The organism is Kitasatospora sp. GAS204B, from assembly GCF_029892155.1.
GTDB lineage: Bacteria > Actinomycetota > Actinomycetes > Streptomycetales > Streptomycetaceae > Kitasatospora.
In genome coordinates, this window is the sequence record NZ_JARZAG010000016.1 from 85628 (window position 1) to 99097 (window position 13470).

A 13470-nucleotide genomic window follows, 5' to 3' on the forward strand; every position below is an offset into this window, starting at 1 on the left:
GTCACGCTCCCTCCGCCGCCTTGAAGAGGGCGGCTCGCGGGTCCTCGGATGCGGTCGCGTCGCGGTACTGCTCCAGTGCGCTCAGGGCCTCGCCGCTGGTCTCCTGAGGGACCGTCACCTCGACGGTGACCAGCAGGTCGCCCCGAGTGCCGTCCTTGCGGGTGGCACCCTTGCCGCGGGCCCGCAGGGTCAGGCCGTTGGCGCTGCCGGCCGGGAGCCGCAGTTTCACGGCGGGGCCGTTCAGGGTCGGTACCTCGATGGTGCCGCCCAGCGCGGCTTCGGGGAAGGAGACCGGGACGGTCACCGTGAGGTTGTCGCCCTTGCGGCCGAAGACCGGGTGGGTGCTGACGTGCACCGTGACGTAGAGGTCGCCGGGCTGGCCGCCGCGCTCTCCTTGGGCACCCTTGCCCTTGAGCCGGATCCGCTGGGCGTCCTGCACCCCGGCCGGGATCCGCACCTGCATGGTGCGGGCCGAGCTGGCGCGTCCGCTGCCGTGGCACTCGGTGCACGGGTCGTCGACGATCATGCCGCGGCCCTTGCAGTCGCGGCACGGGTCGGAGAGCGCGAACGCGCCCTGGCCCCGGCTGACCGTGCCGGCGCCGACGCAGGTCGGGCAGACCCGGGGCGTGGTGCCGGCCTTGGCACCGGTGCCCGAACAGGCCCGGCAGGCGGCCTGGCTGGTCATCCGCAGCGGGACGGTGGCGCCGTCCACCGCCTCGTCGAAGCTGAGGGTGACCTCGGTCTCCACGTCCGCGCCGCGCCGCGGCTGGGCCTGCCGGCCGCCGCGGTTGAACAGGCCGCCGAAGACGTCGCCGATGCCGCCGCCGCTCGTCTGCGAGCCGGTGAACAGGTCGCCGAAGTCGAAGCCGTAGCCGTTGGTGCCCGGGCCGCCCGAGCGCATCCCGCCGGCCCCGAAGAGGCTGCGGGCCTCGTCGTACTCCTTGCGGCGCTTCTCGTCCGACAGGACGTCATAGGCCTCGGAGATGTCCTTGAAGCGGTCCTCCGCCTTGGCGTCGCCCTTGTTCGCGTCCGGGTGGAACTCGCGGGCGAGCTTGCGGTACGTCTTCTTGATCTCCGCGGTGGTGGCGTCCTTGGGCACGCCGAGGACCTTGTAGTAGTCCTTCTCCACGTAGTCCTTCGTGCTCATGGCTGCTGCCACCTCCCGGGATGGGTCGATACGGCGCTGCGGAGCCGCGCGTCACCGAAGGCGACGTGCGACCCCGCAGCGCACAGCGTGTCAGTTCTCTGCGGCACCGTCAGCCTCGGGGCCCGTGTCCGGGCCGCCGGCGGCCGGGCCGCCGGTGCTCTGGGTCCCGGGCTGCGGCTCCGCGACGGCCACCATCGCCGGGCGGATGATCCGCTCGCCGATCCGGTAACCGGGCTGCAGGACCTGCACACAGGTGTCCTCGGTGACGTCCGAGGAGTAGCTGTGCATCAGCGCCTCGTGCAGGTTCGGGTCGAAGGGCTCGCCCTCCTTGCCGAACTGCTGAAGGCCCAGCTTGGCGACGACCGTCTCCAGGTTGTCGGAGACCGACTTGAAGCCGCCGGTCACCTCGCCGTGCTCGCGGGCCCGGCCGATGTCGTCCAGCACCGGGATCAGCGCCTCCAGGATGTTGGAGATCGCGATCTCACGGACCGTCAGCCGGTCGCGCTCGACCCGCTTGCGGTAGTTCTGGTACTCGGCCTGCAGCCGCTGGAGGTCACCGGTGCGCTCGGTCAGCTCGCGCTTGGCGGTCGCCAGCTCGTCGCCGTCCGCCGCGGCGGCGGCGCCCTTGAGCGCCTCCTCCGCGGCCTTCACGACGTCCTCATCGGCGTTGGAGTCGTCGCCGGGCTCCACGCCCCGCGCCTTCTCCGTCATGCGGCACCACCCTTGGGCTTCTCGTCGTCGATGATCTCGGCGTCGACCACGTCGTCCTCGACCTTGGCACCGGCGTCGCCCGCGGCACCGGCCGCGGCGGAGGCGTCGGCGTTGGCGTAGAGCGCCTGGCCGAGCTTCTGCGCGGTGGTGGAGACCTTCTCGGAGGCCTCGCGGATGGCCGCGATGTCCTCGCCCTTCAGGGTCTCCTTGAGCTCGCCGATCGAGGTCTCGACCTCGGTCTTGACGTCCGCCGGGAGCTTGTCGGTGTTGTCCGCGATGAACTTCTCGGTCGAGTAGACGAGCTGCTCGGCCTGGTTGCGGGTCTCCACGGCCTCGCGGCGCTTGTGGTCCTCCTCCGCGTACTGCTCGGCCTCGCGGGTCATCCGCTCGATGTCGTCCTTCGGCAGCGAGGAGCCGCCGGTGACGGTCATCCGCTGCTCCTTGCCGGTGCCGAGGTCCTTGGCACCGACGTGCATGATGCCGTTGGCGTCGATGTCGAAGGTGACCTCGATCTGCGGCAGGCCGCGCGGGGCCGGCGGCAGGCCGGTCAGCTCGAACATGCCGAGCTTCTTGTTGTACGCCGCGATCTCGCGCTCGCCCTGGTACACCTGGATCTGCACGGAGGGCTGGTTGTCCTCGGCAGTGGTGAAGATCTCCGAGCGCTTGGTCGGGATCGTGGTGTTGCGCTCGATCAGCTTGGTCATGATGCCGCCCTTGGTCTCGATACCAAGGGAGAGCGGGGTGACGTCCAGCAGCAGGACGTCCTTGACCTCGCCCTTCAGCACACCGGCCTGCAGCGCGGCGCCGATCGCGACGACCTCGTCCGGGTTGACGCCCTTGTTGGCGTCCTTGCCTCCGGTCAGCTCCTTGACCAGCTCGGCGACGGCCGGCATGCGGGTGGAGCCACCGACCAGGACGACGTGGTCGATCTCGGAGAGCGAGATGCCGGCGTCCTTGATCACGTTGTGGAACGGGTGCTTGCAGCGGTCCAGCAGGTCCGCGGTCAGCTGCTGGAACTGGGCCCGGGTGAGCTTCTCGTCCAGGTGCAGCGGGCCCTCGGCGGAGGCCGTGATGTAGGGCAGGTTGATCGAGGTCTCGGAGGACGAGGAGAGCTCGATCTTGGCCTTCTCGGCCGCCTCGCGCAGGCGCTGCAGCGCCATCTTGTCCTTGGAGAGGTCCACGCCGTGGCCGGCCTGGAAGACCTTCACCAGGTGGTCGACGACGCGCTGGTCCCAGTCGTCACCACCGAGGTGGTTGTCACCGTTGGTCGCCTTGACCTCGACCACGCCGTCGCCGATCTCCAGCAGCGACACGTCGAAGGTGCCACCACCGAGGTCGAAGACCAGGATGGTCTGGTCGTCCTTGTCCAGGCCGTAGGCGAGAGCGGCGGCGGTCGGCTCGTTGACGATGCGCAGGACGTTGAGGCCCGCGATCTCACCGGCCTCCTTGGTCGCCTGGCGCTCGGAGTCGTTGAAGTAGGCCGGGACGGTGATGACGGCGTCGGTGACCGTCTCGCCCAGGTAGGCCTCCGCGTCGCGCTTCAGCTTCTGCAGGATGAAGGCGCTGATCTGCTGCGGGTTGAAGTCCTTGCCGTCCAGGTTGATCTTCCACCCGGTGCCCATGTGGCGCTTGACCGAGCGGATGGTCCGGTCGACGTTGGTGACCGCCTGGCGCTTGGCGACCTCGCCGACCAGCACCTCGCCGTTCTTGGCGAAGGCGACGACGGACGGCGTGGTCCGGGCGCCCTCGGCGTTGGTGATGACGGTGGGCTCACCGCCTTCGAGAACACTGACGACCGAGTTCGTCGTGCCGAGGTCGATACCGACCGCGCGTGCCATCGCAAATACCTCCACAGAAGAGTTGAGCTTTACGGGCTCAAGCATGCCTGAGGCCCGGGGCAGCGTCAACAGCCATGAGTCGATGGCGCTCAACTTTTATGCTGCCCCTACCGGACCCTCTGTGATTTTGCCCCTTATGGGTGAGTATGGCCTTACGTGACTGCCGCCATACCTTGAGCATCTTCTGGACGGGTGCTAGAGGGCGATAAGGTCCGGGCCGGTGGGTGGTTAAGTTACCCACGAGTACACTTGACCGACCTCTATCCCCACCGCCGCTGGAGTACGGAGAAGCCGGATGCAGCTAGCAGCGATCCTCATCTCACTGGGCACGACCGTGGTCGGCGTGGCGCTGTTCGCTCGTGCCATCGCGCAGATCTTCCACTTCGTCCGGCTCGGCCAGCCGGTTCCGGCCGGGTCGCGGATCAACGACCCGGCGGCCCGCACGGTGACCCTGATCCGGGAGTTCCTCGGGCACTCCCGGATGAACAAGTGGGGCATCGTCGGCGTCGCCCACTGGTGCGTCGCCGTCGGCTTCTACGCGCTGATCCTCACCCTGGTCGGCGCGTTCGGTCAGCTCTTCGACCCGACGTTCGTGGTCCCGGTCATCGGCGACTGGACGCCGTACCTGGTGTTCCAGGAGCTGCTCGGCCTGGTGACCTTCCTCGGCATCGCGGTGCTGACCGTGATCCGCCAGCTGAGCCTGCCGAACAAGGCGGGCCGCAAGTCCCGCTTCGCCGGCTCCAACATGGGCTTCGCGTACTTCATCGAAGCGGTCATCCTGATCATCGGTGCGGCGATCCTGACCCTGCGCGGCCTGGAGGGCGCGCAGGCCGGGGTGGACCACTACTCGGCCGCCTACGTGGTCTCGTACCCGCTGGTGCTCGCGTTCAAGGGGCTGAGCATCGGCACCCTGCACAACCTGCTCTGGCTGACCGCGACGATCAAGATCTCGGTCTCCTTCATCTGGATGATCACGGTCTCGCTCAACACCAACATGGGCGTCGCCTGGCACCGGTTCCTGGGCTTCCCGAACATCTGGTTCAAGCGCAACGCGGACGGCGCGGTGGCGCTGGGCGCGCTGCAGCCGATGACCAGCGGCGGCGCTCCGATCGACTTCGAGGACCCGGCGGAGGACGCCGTGTTCGGTGTCTCCCAGGTCGAGCACTTCTCCTGGAAGGGCATCCTCGACTTCTCCACCTGCACCGAGTGCGGGCGTTGCCAGTCGCAGTGCCCGGCCTGGAACACCGGAAAGCCGCTCTCGCCGAAGCTGCTGATCATGAGTCTGCGGGAGCACGCCTTCGCCAAGGCGCCGTACCTGCTGGCCGGTGGCGGCAAGGACGCGGAGGGCAACGAGAAGGCCACCGCCGAGCAGCTGGCCGGCGTCCCCGCGGCCGCGCTGGCCGAGGCCGAGCGCCCGCTGATCGGCACCGCCGAAGAGAACGGCGTCATCGACCCCGACGTGCTCTGGTCCTGCACCACTTGTGGGGCGTGCGTCGAGCAGTGCCCGGTGGACATCGAGCACATCGACCACATCGTCGACATGCGCCGCTACCAGGTGATGATCGAGTCCTCGTTCCCGACCGAGGCCGGGACGATGCTCAAGAACCTGGAGAACAAGGGCAACCCGTGGGGCATGGCCACCAAGGCGCGCCTGGACTGGGTCAAGGAGCTGAAGAAGGACACCGGCATCGAGGTGCCGGTGATCGGCCAGGACATCGAGCCCGCCGAGGTCGAGTACCTCTACTGGGTCGGCTGCGCCGGCGCGTTGGAGGACCGGGCGAAGAAGACCACCAAGGCCTTCGCCGAACTGCTGCACACCGCCGGTGTGAAGTTCGCGATCCTCGGCAAGGAGGAGTCCTGCACCGGTGATTCGGCCCGCCGGCTGGGCAACGAGTTCCTCTTCCAGATGCTCGGCGCGCAGAACGTCGAGACGTTGAACGCGGCGCTGGAGGACGCTCCGAAGAAGCGGATCGTGGCCACCTGCCCGCACTGCTTCAACACCATCGCCAACGAGTACCCGCAGCTCGGCGGTCACTTCGAGGTGATCCACCACACCCAGCTGCTGCAGCACCTGATCGACGAGGGTCGCCTGATTCCGGTCAACCCGGTGGAGGGCCTGATCACTTACCACGACCCGTGCTACCTGGGCCGCCACAACAAGGTCTACAGCCCGCCGCGCGAGATCATGGACAAGGTCCCCGGTCTGCGCCAGCAGGAGATGCACCGGCACAAGGAGCGCGGTTTCTGCTGCGGCGCCGGTGGTGCGCGGATGTGGATGGAGGAGCGGATCGGCAAGCGGATCAACACCGAGCGGGTGGACGAGGCGCTGTCGCTGAACCCCGACATCATCTCCACCGCCTGCCCGTTCTGCCTGGTGATGCTCTCCGACTCGGTCAACGGCAAGAAGAACGAGGGGGCGGCCAAGGAGCACCTGAAGGTGGTCGACGTCGCTCAGCTGCTGCTGGACTCGGTGAAGGCCGAGCCGCTGGAGGCCGTCGAGCCGGCCGGGGTGTAGTCGGCGGCAGGGCCCTGGGGCCGCGGGCCGTTGGGCCTTCTGGTCCTTGGGTCCGCCGGGATTTCCGGCGGACCGGATTTCCTCGAACTGAGGTCCGACCGAGACGCGAATGTGCTTGCAGTCCAGCGGCTCACATATGATGCCTGCCCCGGGTGGATTCCACCCGGGGCAGTCTGCTTACTAATAAAGAACGCATATTCTCGACGAACTCGGGATGCGGCACGGGGGTCGCGTCCACTTGGTGCGGCAGCCGGCACGCATGCGCCCGGCAGTCAGGTCGGCGCCCCGACAGCACCAAGCACCCAAGCGATCTGGTGACACTCCAGGCCAGGTCGCTGAACGGAACCAAGGGGAGAAACGCGCAGATGACCCAGGCGATCATGCTGGTCGGCGGTCAGGGCACCCGGTTGCGCCCGCTCACCACGCACACCCCGAAGCCGATACTGCCGGTCGCGGGTGTGCCGTTCATCGCACACCAGCTCGCCCGGGCCGCGGCCGCCGGCGTCACCCGCGTGGTGCTCGCCACGTCCTACCTGGCCGAGGTCTTCGAAGAGCACTTTCCCGACGGTTCCGCGTACGGCCTGGAGATCGTCTACCTGACCGAGGTCGAGCCGCTCGGCACCGGTGGTGCCATCCGCAACGCGGCCGAAGGCCTGACCTGCGGCGCCGACGACCCGGTGCTGATCTTCAACGGTGACATCCTCTCGGGCCTGGACATCGCCGAGCTGCGGGACGGCCACGTGGCCGCCGGCGCCGACGTCACCCTGCACCTGACCCGGGTCGAGGACCCGCGCGCCTTCGGCCTGGTGCCGACCGACGAGAGCGGCCGGGTGCTGGAATTCCTCGAGAAGCCGGAGACCGCCGAGCAGATCGTCACCGACCAGATCAACGCGGGCTGCTACGTCTTCACTCGTTCGGTTATCGACCGCATCCCGGCCGGCCGGGTGGTCTCGGTCGAGCGTGAGACCTTCCCCGAGCTGCTGCGGACCGGCGCCCTGGTGCGCGGTGTGGTCGACAGCTCGTACTGGCTGGACCTGGGCACCCCCGCCGCCTTCGTGCGCGGCTCGGCCGACCTGGTGCTCGGCCGCGTCGACTCGCCGGCCGTCCCCGGCCCCACCGGCGACGCGCTGCTGCTGGACGGCGCCACCGTGGACCCGGCTGCCGTGCTCAGCGCGGGCACCGTGGTCGCGGCCGGTGCCGTGGTCGCGGCCGGCGCGATCGTCGAGGGCAGTGTCGTGCTGCCGGGCGCCGTGATCAGTGCGGACGCCTTCGTGAAGGACTCCATCGTGGGCGCCTACGCCACCGTCGGCGAGCGGACCTCGCTGGACGGCGCGGTGATCGGCGACGGCGCGGTGGTCGAGGCCGACAACGAGCTGCCGAACGGCATCCGGATCGCCTGCGGCACGCGACTGCCGGTCGGCGCGGTGCGGATCAGCGCCGGCCCCGGCGGCTGTCCCGCGGGCGAGACCTCGGCGGCGGCGGTGCACGGGTCGGTGCTGCAGAAGTAGCCCGGGCGGTCGGTCGGGCAGTTGGTTCGGTCGGTTCGGTCGGCAGGGCGGTGGCGCCTTGCGTCACAGCCCTGCTGCAATCCCCTTGGTCCCGCTGGCTGGTGGGGCTGCCGGTCGCCTTTCCGGGTACCTTCGGAGGGTGGCTGGCAACGGAAGTCTGAGCGGGAACGGATGGGGCGGCGGCGAGCGTGAATACGCCGCCGGCGCTGCGGCCTACGAGCCGACCGAGCCCCGCGGGGTCGACCCGTACCGGGGGGATCAGCCCGGGCACACGCGGGCGTTCGCGGTGAATCCGGCGGGGTATCCCGCAGGGGAGGACACCGCCGGATACGGCGGGCAGTACGTCGGAGAGCCGTACTACTACGGCGAGGAGCCGAGGTACCCGCGTGAGGCCGGGGCCGGGCCGGGTCCGGGCGCGACCCAGCCCGACGCGCCGTCCTGGGCCCGCTCCCGGGACCACGTCGCCACCTACCGTGCCGGCGGCCGTAGCGGCCCGCGCACCGGCGGCCCGCGGCTGCGCTGGCGTGAGCTGCTGCTCGGCATCTACCGGGCGCCGGCCCGCACCTTCGACCAGATGCGCGACCACCAGGTCTGGCTGCCCGCGATCACGGTCTCGCTGCTCTACGCGGTGCTCGCCGTGCTCGGTTTCGGCGACACCCACAACGAGGTGGTCAACTCCACCTTCGCCATCGCCGCCTGGTCACTGCTCGGCGCCGCCGTCGCCTTCACGGTGGCCGGTCTGATGCTGGGCTCGGTGACGTACGCGCTGGCCAGGCAGCTGGGCGGCGACGGCCCGTGGGCCTCCACGGTCGGCCTCTCCGTCCTGATCGGCTGGACCAGTGACGTGCCGCGCATGCTTCTCGCGCTCTTCCTGCCGTCCGCCAACGTGGTGGTGCAGGCGGTCGGTTGGCTGACCTGGGTGTTCTGCGCCGTCCTGCTGACCACCCTGGTCCGCCGGGTGCACGACCTGCCCTGGGGCAAGGCGGCCGGTGCCGTCTCGCTGCAACTGCTGGCGCTGCTGGTGCTGATCAAGCTGCCGACCCTGGGCTGACCTGGCCCGCACACCGTTGTTTCTCTGTCCGTCCCCCCACTGCACGGAGCAACCGAATGACCCTCCCCACCACCCGCGTCAGCTTCCCCGGCGGCGCGGTGACCGGTGAGTCCACCGTCCTCGCCGTCCACCCGCTCGGCGACGGCCGGTGGGGCGTCGTCACCGCCGGCACCCCGTTCCACCCGCTCGACCACACCTGGCCCGACCAGCCCGCCGACACCGGCACGTTGACCGTGCCCGGGGCAGCGGGTGCCGAGGCCGTCGAGCTGGCGGTGGTGGACTGCCTGACCGGTGCCGTGGACCCGGCGAGCGGCGAGCTGCTGGTGGGCGCCGACATTCCGGTGCGCCGTGGTGACGAGGCGTGGTCCTGGCTGGTGCTGCACGTGCTGCCCGAGCTGGCGCAGGGGGTGTCGCCCGAGTCGCTGGTGGCCCGGCCGGTGACGCTGTCGGTGGACGCCGAGCGCCGCACCGCTCTCAGTGCCGCGCACACCGGCTGCCACCTGCTCGCCCTGGCCCTGAACGCCGCGCTGGCCGCCCGTTGGCGCAAGGACCCGGGCCGTGCCGACGCCTTCGGCAACCCGGACTTCGACAGTCTGGCGATGGCCTCCTCGGTGATGGACACCGAGGCCAGCACCGACGTCTACCGGCTCGGCAAGTCGCTGCGCAAGAAGGGCTTCACGGCGGAGGCGGTCGACGAGTTGCCCGCCCTGGCCGATGCGCTGCCCGTGATCACCGCCGACGTCAACCAGCGCCTCGCCGCCTGGGTCGCCGCCGACGCGCCGGTGCGGATCGAGGTCCCCGGCCCCGAGCTGACCGCCCGCCGCCGCTGGCACTGCGAACTCCCGGCGGGCTCCGCCACGATCGCCTGCGGCGGCACCCACCTCCACCGGCTCGGCCAACTCTCCTCGCTGGAGACGGAGTTGATCCTCTCGGCGGACGGTACTGAACTGACCGCGGTCACCCGCCCCAAGCGGGCCTGACCGGAGGCTAGATCTTGCTCCGGTGGAAGTTCAGGTAGGAACGCGACGGCGTCGGCCCGCGCTGCCCCTGGTAGCGCGAGCCGTAGCGCGCGGACCCGTACGGGTGCTCGGAGGGCGAGGAGAGCCGGAACAGGCAGAGCTGCCCGATCTTCATCCCCGGGTAGAGCTTGATCGGCAGCGTGGCGACGTTCGACAGCTCCAGCGTCACGTGCCCGCTGAACCCCGGGTCGATGAAGCCGGCCGTCGAGTGCGTCAGCAGCCCGAGCCGCCCCAGGCTCGACTTGCCCTCCAGTCGCGAGGCCACGTCGTCCGGCAGCGTGATCACCTCGTACGTGGAGGCGAGCACGAACTCGCCCGGGTGCAGGATGAACGCGTCATCGCCGTCCGGCTCCACCAGCCGGGTCAGGTCCGGCTGTTCCTCGGAGGGGTCGATGTGCGGGTATCGGTGGTTCTCGAACACCCGGAAGAACCGGTCCAGTCGGACGTCGATACTGGACGGCTGGACCATGGCCGGTTCGAACGGGTCGACCACGACCCGGCCGTTGTCGATCTCACTTCGGATGTCTTTATCGGAGAGCAGCACGCCACGAGGTTACGTGCTCGTGCGCGCGTCCTCCCAATCCGTTCACCATCCGGCGGCCCTCCCGCACACCTGTCCGCTGCCTGGGAGGGCCCACCTTCCCTCAGGCCTCCCCTCAGGCCAGGAACGCCCCGGCCTCCAGCCGCAAGGCCCGCTCCAACTGCGGCGCCGTCAACACACTCACGTCCGCCGGCACCGAACTGCGCATCCGCCCGCACTGCGGACAGCGGATCAACCGCCCCGGCCCCAGCCGCGCGGCTCCGAGCTGCTGCATCGGGAACGTGCTGGTACTGAACAGGTGCCCCTCGGCACACCGAACAACGGTCCGCTGCTCCATCGATCCCCTTCCCACGCTTCCCCAACAAGGCCGAGCTCCCCACGAGCCGGGGCCCTCCACCTCACCACGACAGCGTCACATTAGGGGATCTTCCGGACATCCCCACCACGGCTCGCCGTCGCATTCGCGGCACCACCGTATCCGCGGCAGCCGTTTCGGCGCAGGGTGCGGGATGGGGTAGCATGATGCATGATCGAGCCGTTGCTGACGGGTCGTCATGCGGGCGTAGTTTAATGGTAGAACATGAGCTTCCCAAGCTTATAGCGCGAGTTCGATTCTCGTCGCCCGCTCCAATGCAAAGCCGCAGGCCAGAGGCCTGCGGCTTGTTTATTGCCTCGATCAATTCGGGGCTGTTGTGCCAGATTCATGCCAGAAGGCGGCCCCGTACCGGTACTACGCCTGCGCGTGGACCTGAACGAGCCCGTACTTACCGCTGGTGCGCCAGGGCTCCCCAGTGGAGTCCAGCCTGGCGACCACCGGTGCGTCGAGGCCGACGATGACGTCCGACTTCAACGTACGCAGGGCTGCCACCGGGGACGGGAAGTGGCTAGCCCTCTCCGTGAACGGAGTCGTGGCGGCCCAGAGCTGGTCCCCGACGAGGCGACGGTAGTTGAGGTCGCCCTTGATGATCGTCATCGTGGCGCCGGAGAGCTCGGCCCGCAGGTCGGCGGGCATGTCGTGGAACGGCAGCGGCGCGCAGAAGAACCGGTGCGTGCGGACCACGAGCGTGCCGCTGTTCATCGCCTGCCAGAGCCGACGGCCGATCAGTTCCGCCTCCCGCTCTGGTGCGGTGCGAAGGCGCTCGATGGTGGCGAGGACGTCGGCGGTGGTCGCGTCCGACACGTAGTAGGGGGAAGGCTTGACGTACAGGACGACCTCGGTGGCCAACTCGCTCGTGAGGAGGTGGTCGACCAGGACGAGGTCGGGCAGCAGCTCCCGCCCGGCGTTGTCCGCGATGACGCAGACCCTCGGGTTGCTCGCAGCGGCCAGGGTGGACCACAGGAGCGAGCTGTCGTCCGCGATCAAAGCGGAGGGCTGGGCGTCCCCGGGCGAGGCGGTGATCTGGAAGCTGAGGTCCGCCCGGTTGCCCCAGAGCGCTGACGAGACCAGCACCTCGGCTCGCTTATCGACGGACAGGGCCGGCAGGTCGCGGAGAGCCGCCAGCTCATCGTCCACCGCCGGGCTGGCCAGCTCGGCGTTCTTGAACGGGGCGAACGGGTCGATGCCTTGCCAAGTCCCGGGCCGGAAGTAGCCGGTGGCTTCGAGCAGCCTGCGGTAGAAGTAGCTCTCGGCCCACAGGAACGGCGCCTCGCCCCACGGCCGCCCGAACAGGCCCTCGCCCCACTCCAGCCACTGCTGCTGATCGTGGGCGCTCTCGGTCAGCGGCTCCAGCACGCCGCTGGTGCTCTCGGCGAGCAGCTGCTCGCCTGCTGCCCGCTCGGCCGGTCCGTACGGCAGAGCGTCGAGCACCTGCTGGATGAGCTTCGGGTGCCGCTCGTGGAAGACACTCCAGGCGAAGGACCCGGGGACATCACTCTGGATCGTGGGTGCGGTGGGCACGTTCAGGCTCGTCCTTTTCATCATCGGCCGTCACCAGGACCCGCGAGCGGGACAGCGACGGATTCGTCAACGGTGAGGCCGCCATGGTTCAGCCGCAGCGACACCGGGCCGGCCGCGCTCCCGACGAGCACACGACCCGTACCAGGATCGGCGGCGGCGCAGTTCAGCGTCGCGTCGACACGGACCTCGGCGAGCTGGCGTTGTCGGCTGAGCGACCAGGCCCTGACCGTCCCGTCGGCCGCCGCCGACACCAGATGATCAGGATCCTCGGAGAACGCCACCATGAGGACCCGCCCCGCGTGGCCGGGGAGGTGCCCGATGAACTGCTCGGTCCGGACGTCGCGGATGTGGATCTCGCCGGTGCCCGAGCCGACTGCGAGGCGGGTGCCCGCAGCGTCGATGGTGATCGACCGTGCCCAGCCTCCGGGGTTCACGAACCGGCTGAGGTGCTGGCCCGTGCGCGCGTCCCAGAGGTGTACGGTGCCGTCGCCGCCGCTCGCCGCGAGCAGGTTTCCGGCGGCGTCGAACGCCAGCGACCTGACGCGACCGGCATGGGCCTGTTGCTCCCACAGCAGCGCTCCGGTGGGGAGGTCCCAGCACCGGATGCGTCCGTCGCCGGTGCTGGCGGCGAGCCGAGTACCGGCCTGAGGTACGGCGACGCTCCAGCTTCGGGCGACATCGTCGTTGAGCCGCAGCGTCCAACTCTCGTCGACGAGGGACCAGACGCGGACGGAACCGTCGCCGCAGGCCGCAGCGACGTACTTCTCGCCGGTGGCCACCGACCACACTCGGCCTGCACCGCCCAGCATCTCGCGGTGCAGCGCGGCGGTGGGCAGGTCCAGTAGCTCGATGCGGCCGTCACCGTGGCCGACAGCCCCGAGGGCGCCGTCGGCTGTGATGTGGGTGGACCAGACCGTGTTCGAGCCGTCGGCCACCACATGTAGTCCGTCAGGCTCGGACTTCGTCCATACTCGGAGAGCACCGTCCTCGCAGCCGGCGACGACCGTGCCGTCGGTTGTGCAGGCCAGCGCCCGGACCCAGTCGACGCCTGGAGGCATCTGGATGTCGCCCACAGGTCCCTTGACATCGAAGGCCCGGACGACGGCGTCCTCGGTCGCAGCGAGGAGGAGGCCTGACTGGCCGTCGATCACCACCGACCGGACGCGGGCGGGAAGATCATCCACGTCGTTCGTCAGCCCCTGGACCCAGGAGCCGTAGTCGAGGATCTGCGCCACCACGTCGC

Annotated in this window: 10 protein-coding genes, 1 tRNA gene and 1 pseudogene; 5 read left to right on the forward strand and 7 right to left on the reverse strand. The window is 69.6% G+C overall.

Going from position 1 to position 13470, the window contains the following annotated elements:
- Position 1 precedes the first annotated feature (1 nt).
- The 3 genes from dnaJ to dnaK all read right to left on the reverse strand — a co-directional run bounded on the left by dnaJ (position 2) and on the right by dnaK (position 3696).
- Positions 2-1147, reverse strand: a complete 1146-nt coding sequence (gene dnaJ, locus P3T41_RS22090; protein WP_280691722.1) for a molecular chaperone DnaJ — start codon at positions 1145-1147, stop codon at positions 2-4.
- A 90-nt stretch (positions 1148-1237) separates the two neighbouring features.
- The gene (gene grpE / locus P3T41_RS22095; RefSeq protein WP_280691723.1) at positions 1238-1858 is read right to left on the reverse strand and encodes a nucleotide exchange factor GrpE; all 621 of its coding nucleotides are present in this window, start codon (positions 1856-1858) and stop codon (positions 1238-1240) included.
- Positions 1855-3696 carry a molecular chaperone DnaK gene (gene dnaK, locus P3T41_RS22100; protein WP_280691724.1) on the reverse strand — a complete coding sequence of 614 codons (1842 nt, stop codon included), beginning with the start codon at positions 3694-3696 and terminating at the stop codon, positions 1855-1857. Before dnaK ends, grpE begins: the two co-directional genes overlap by 4 nt.
- Before the next feature lie 295 nt (positions 3697-3991).
- Between dnaK and P3T41_RS22105 the strand changes: the two genes are divergently transcribed.
- The 4 genes and pseudogenes from P3T41_RS22105 (at position 3992) to P3T41_RS22120 (ending at position 9750) form a co-directional block, all read left to right on the forward strand.
- On the forward strand, positions 3992-6211 hold the full coding sequence (locus P3T41_RS22105; protein WP_280691725.1) for a heterodisulfide reductase-related iron-sulfur binding cluster: 2220 nt from the start codon (positions 3992-3994) through the stop codon (positions 6209-6211).
- A 365-nt stretch (positions 6212-6576) separates the two neighbouring features.
- Positions 6577-7650 (forward strand): annotated as a pseudogene (locus P3T41_RS22110) (NDP-sugar synthase); the annotation flags it as partial.
- Between the two features lie 208 nt (positions 7651-7858).
- Positions 7859-8770, forward strand: a complete 912-nt coding sequence (locus P3T41_RS22115) for a Yip1 family protein (protein WP_280691726.1) — start codon at positions 7859-7861, stop codon at positions 8768-8770.
- A gap of 56 nt (positions 8771-8826) precedes the next feature.
- Positions 8827-9750, forward strand: a complete 924-nt coding sequence (locus tag P3T41_RS22120) for a metal-dependent hydrolase (RefSeq protein ID WP_280691727.1) — start codon at positions 8827-8829, stop codon at positions 9748-9750.
- Between the two features lie 7 nt (positions 9751-9757).
- Here P3T41_RS22120 and dcd read toward each other — a convergent pair whose 3' ends face one another.
- Together dcd and P3T41_RS22130 are read right to left on the reverse strand one after the other, a co-directional pair.
- Positions 9758-10333, reverse strand: coding sequence for a dCTP deaminase (gene dcd / locus P3T41_RS22125; RefSeq protein WP_280691728.1), 576 nt, complete (start codon positions 10331-10333; stop codon positions 9758-9760).
- Positions 10334-10445: 112 nt separating this feature from the next.
- Positions 10446-10604 (reverse strand): hypothetical protein, encoded by a 159-nt coding sequence (locus tag P3T41_RS22130; protein WP_280691729.1) that lies wholly within the window; start codon positions 10602-10604, stop codon positions 10446-10448.
- Positions 10605-10886: 282 nt separating this feature from the next.
- On the opposite strand from P3T41_RS22130, the gene P3T41_RS22135 reads away from it, so the two are divergent.
- A tRNA-Gly gene (locus P3T41_RS22135) sits at positions 10887-10960 on the forward strand.
- A gap of 100 nt (positions 10961-11060) precedes the next feature.
- Here the strand turns inward: P3T41_RS22135 and P3T41_RS22140 are convergent.
- Positions 11061-12227, reverse strand: a complete 1167-nt coding sequence (locus P3T41_RS22140; RefSeq protein ID WP_280691730.1) for a damage-control phosphatase ARMT1 family protein — start codon at positions 12225-12227, stop codon at positions 11061-11063.
- A gap of 20 nt (positions 12228-12247) precedes the next feature.
- On the reverse strand, positions 12248-13465 hold the full coding sequence (locus P3T41_RS22145; protein WP_280691731.1) for a WD40 repeat domain-containing protein: 1218 nt from the start codon (positions 13463-13465) through the stop codon (positions 12248-12250).
- Between the last annotated feature and the right edge of the window lie 5 nt (positions 13466-13470).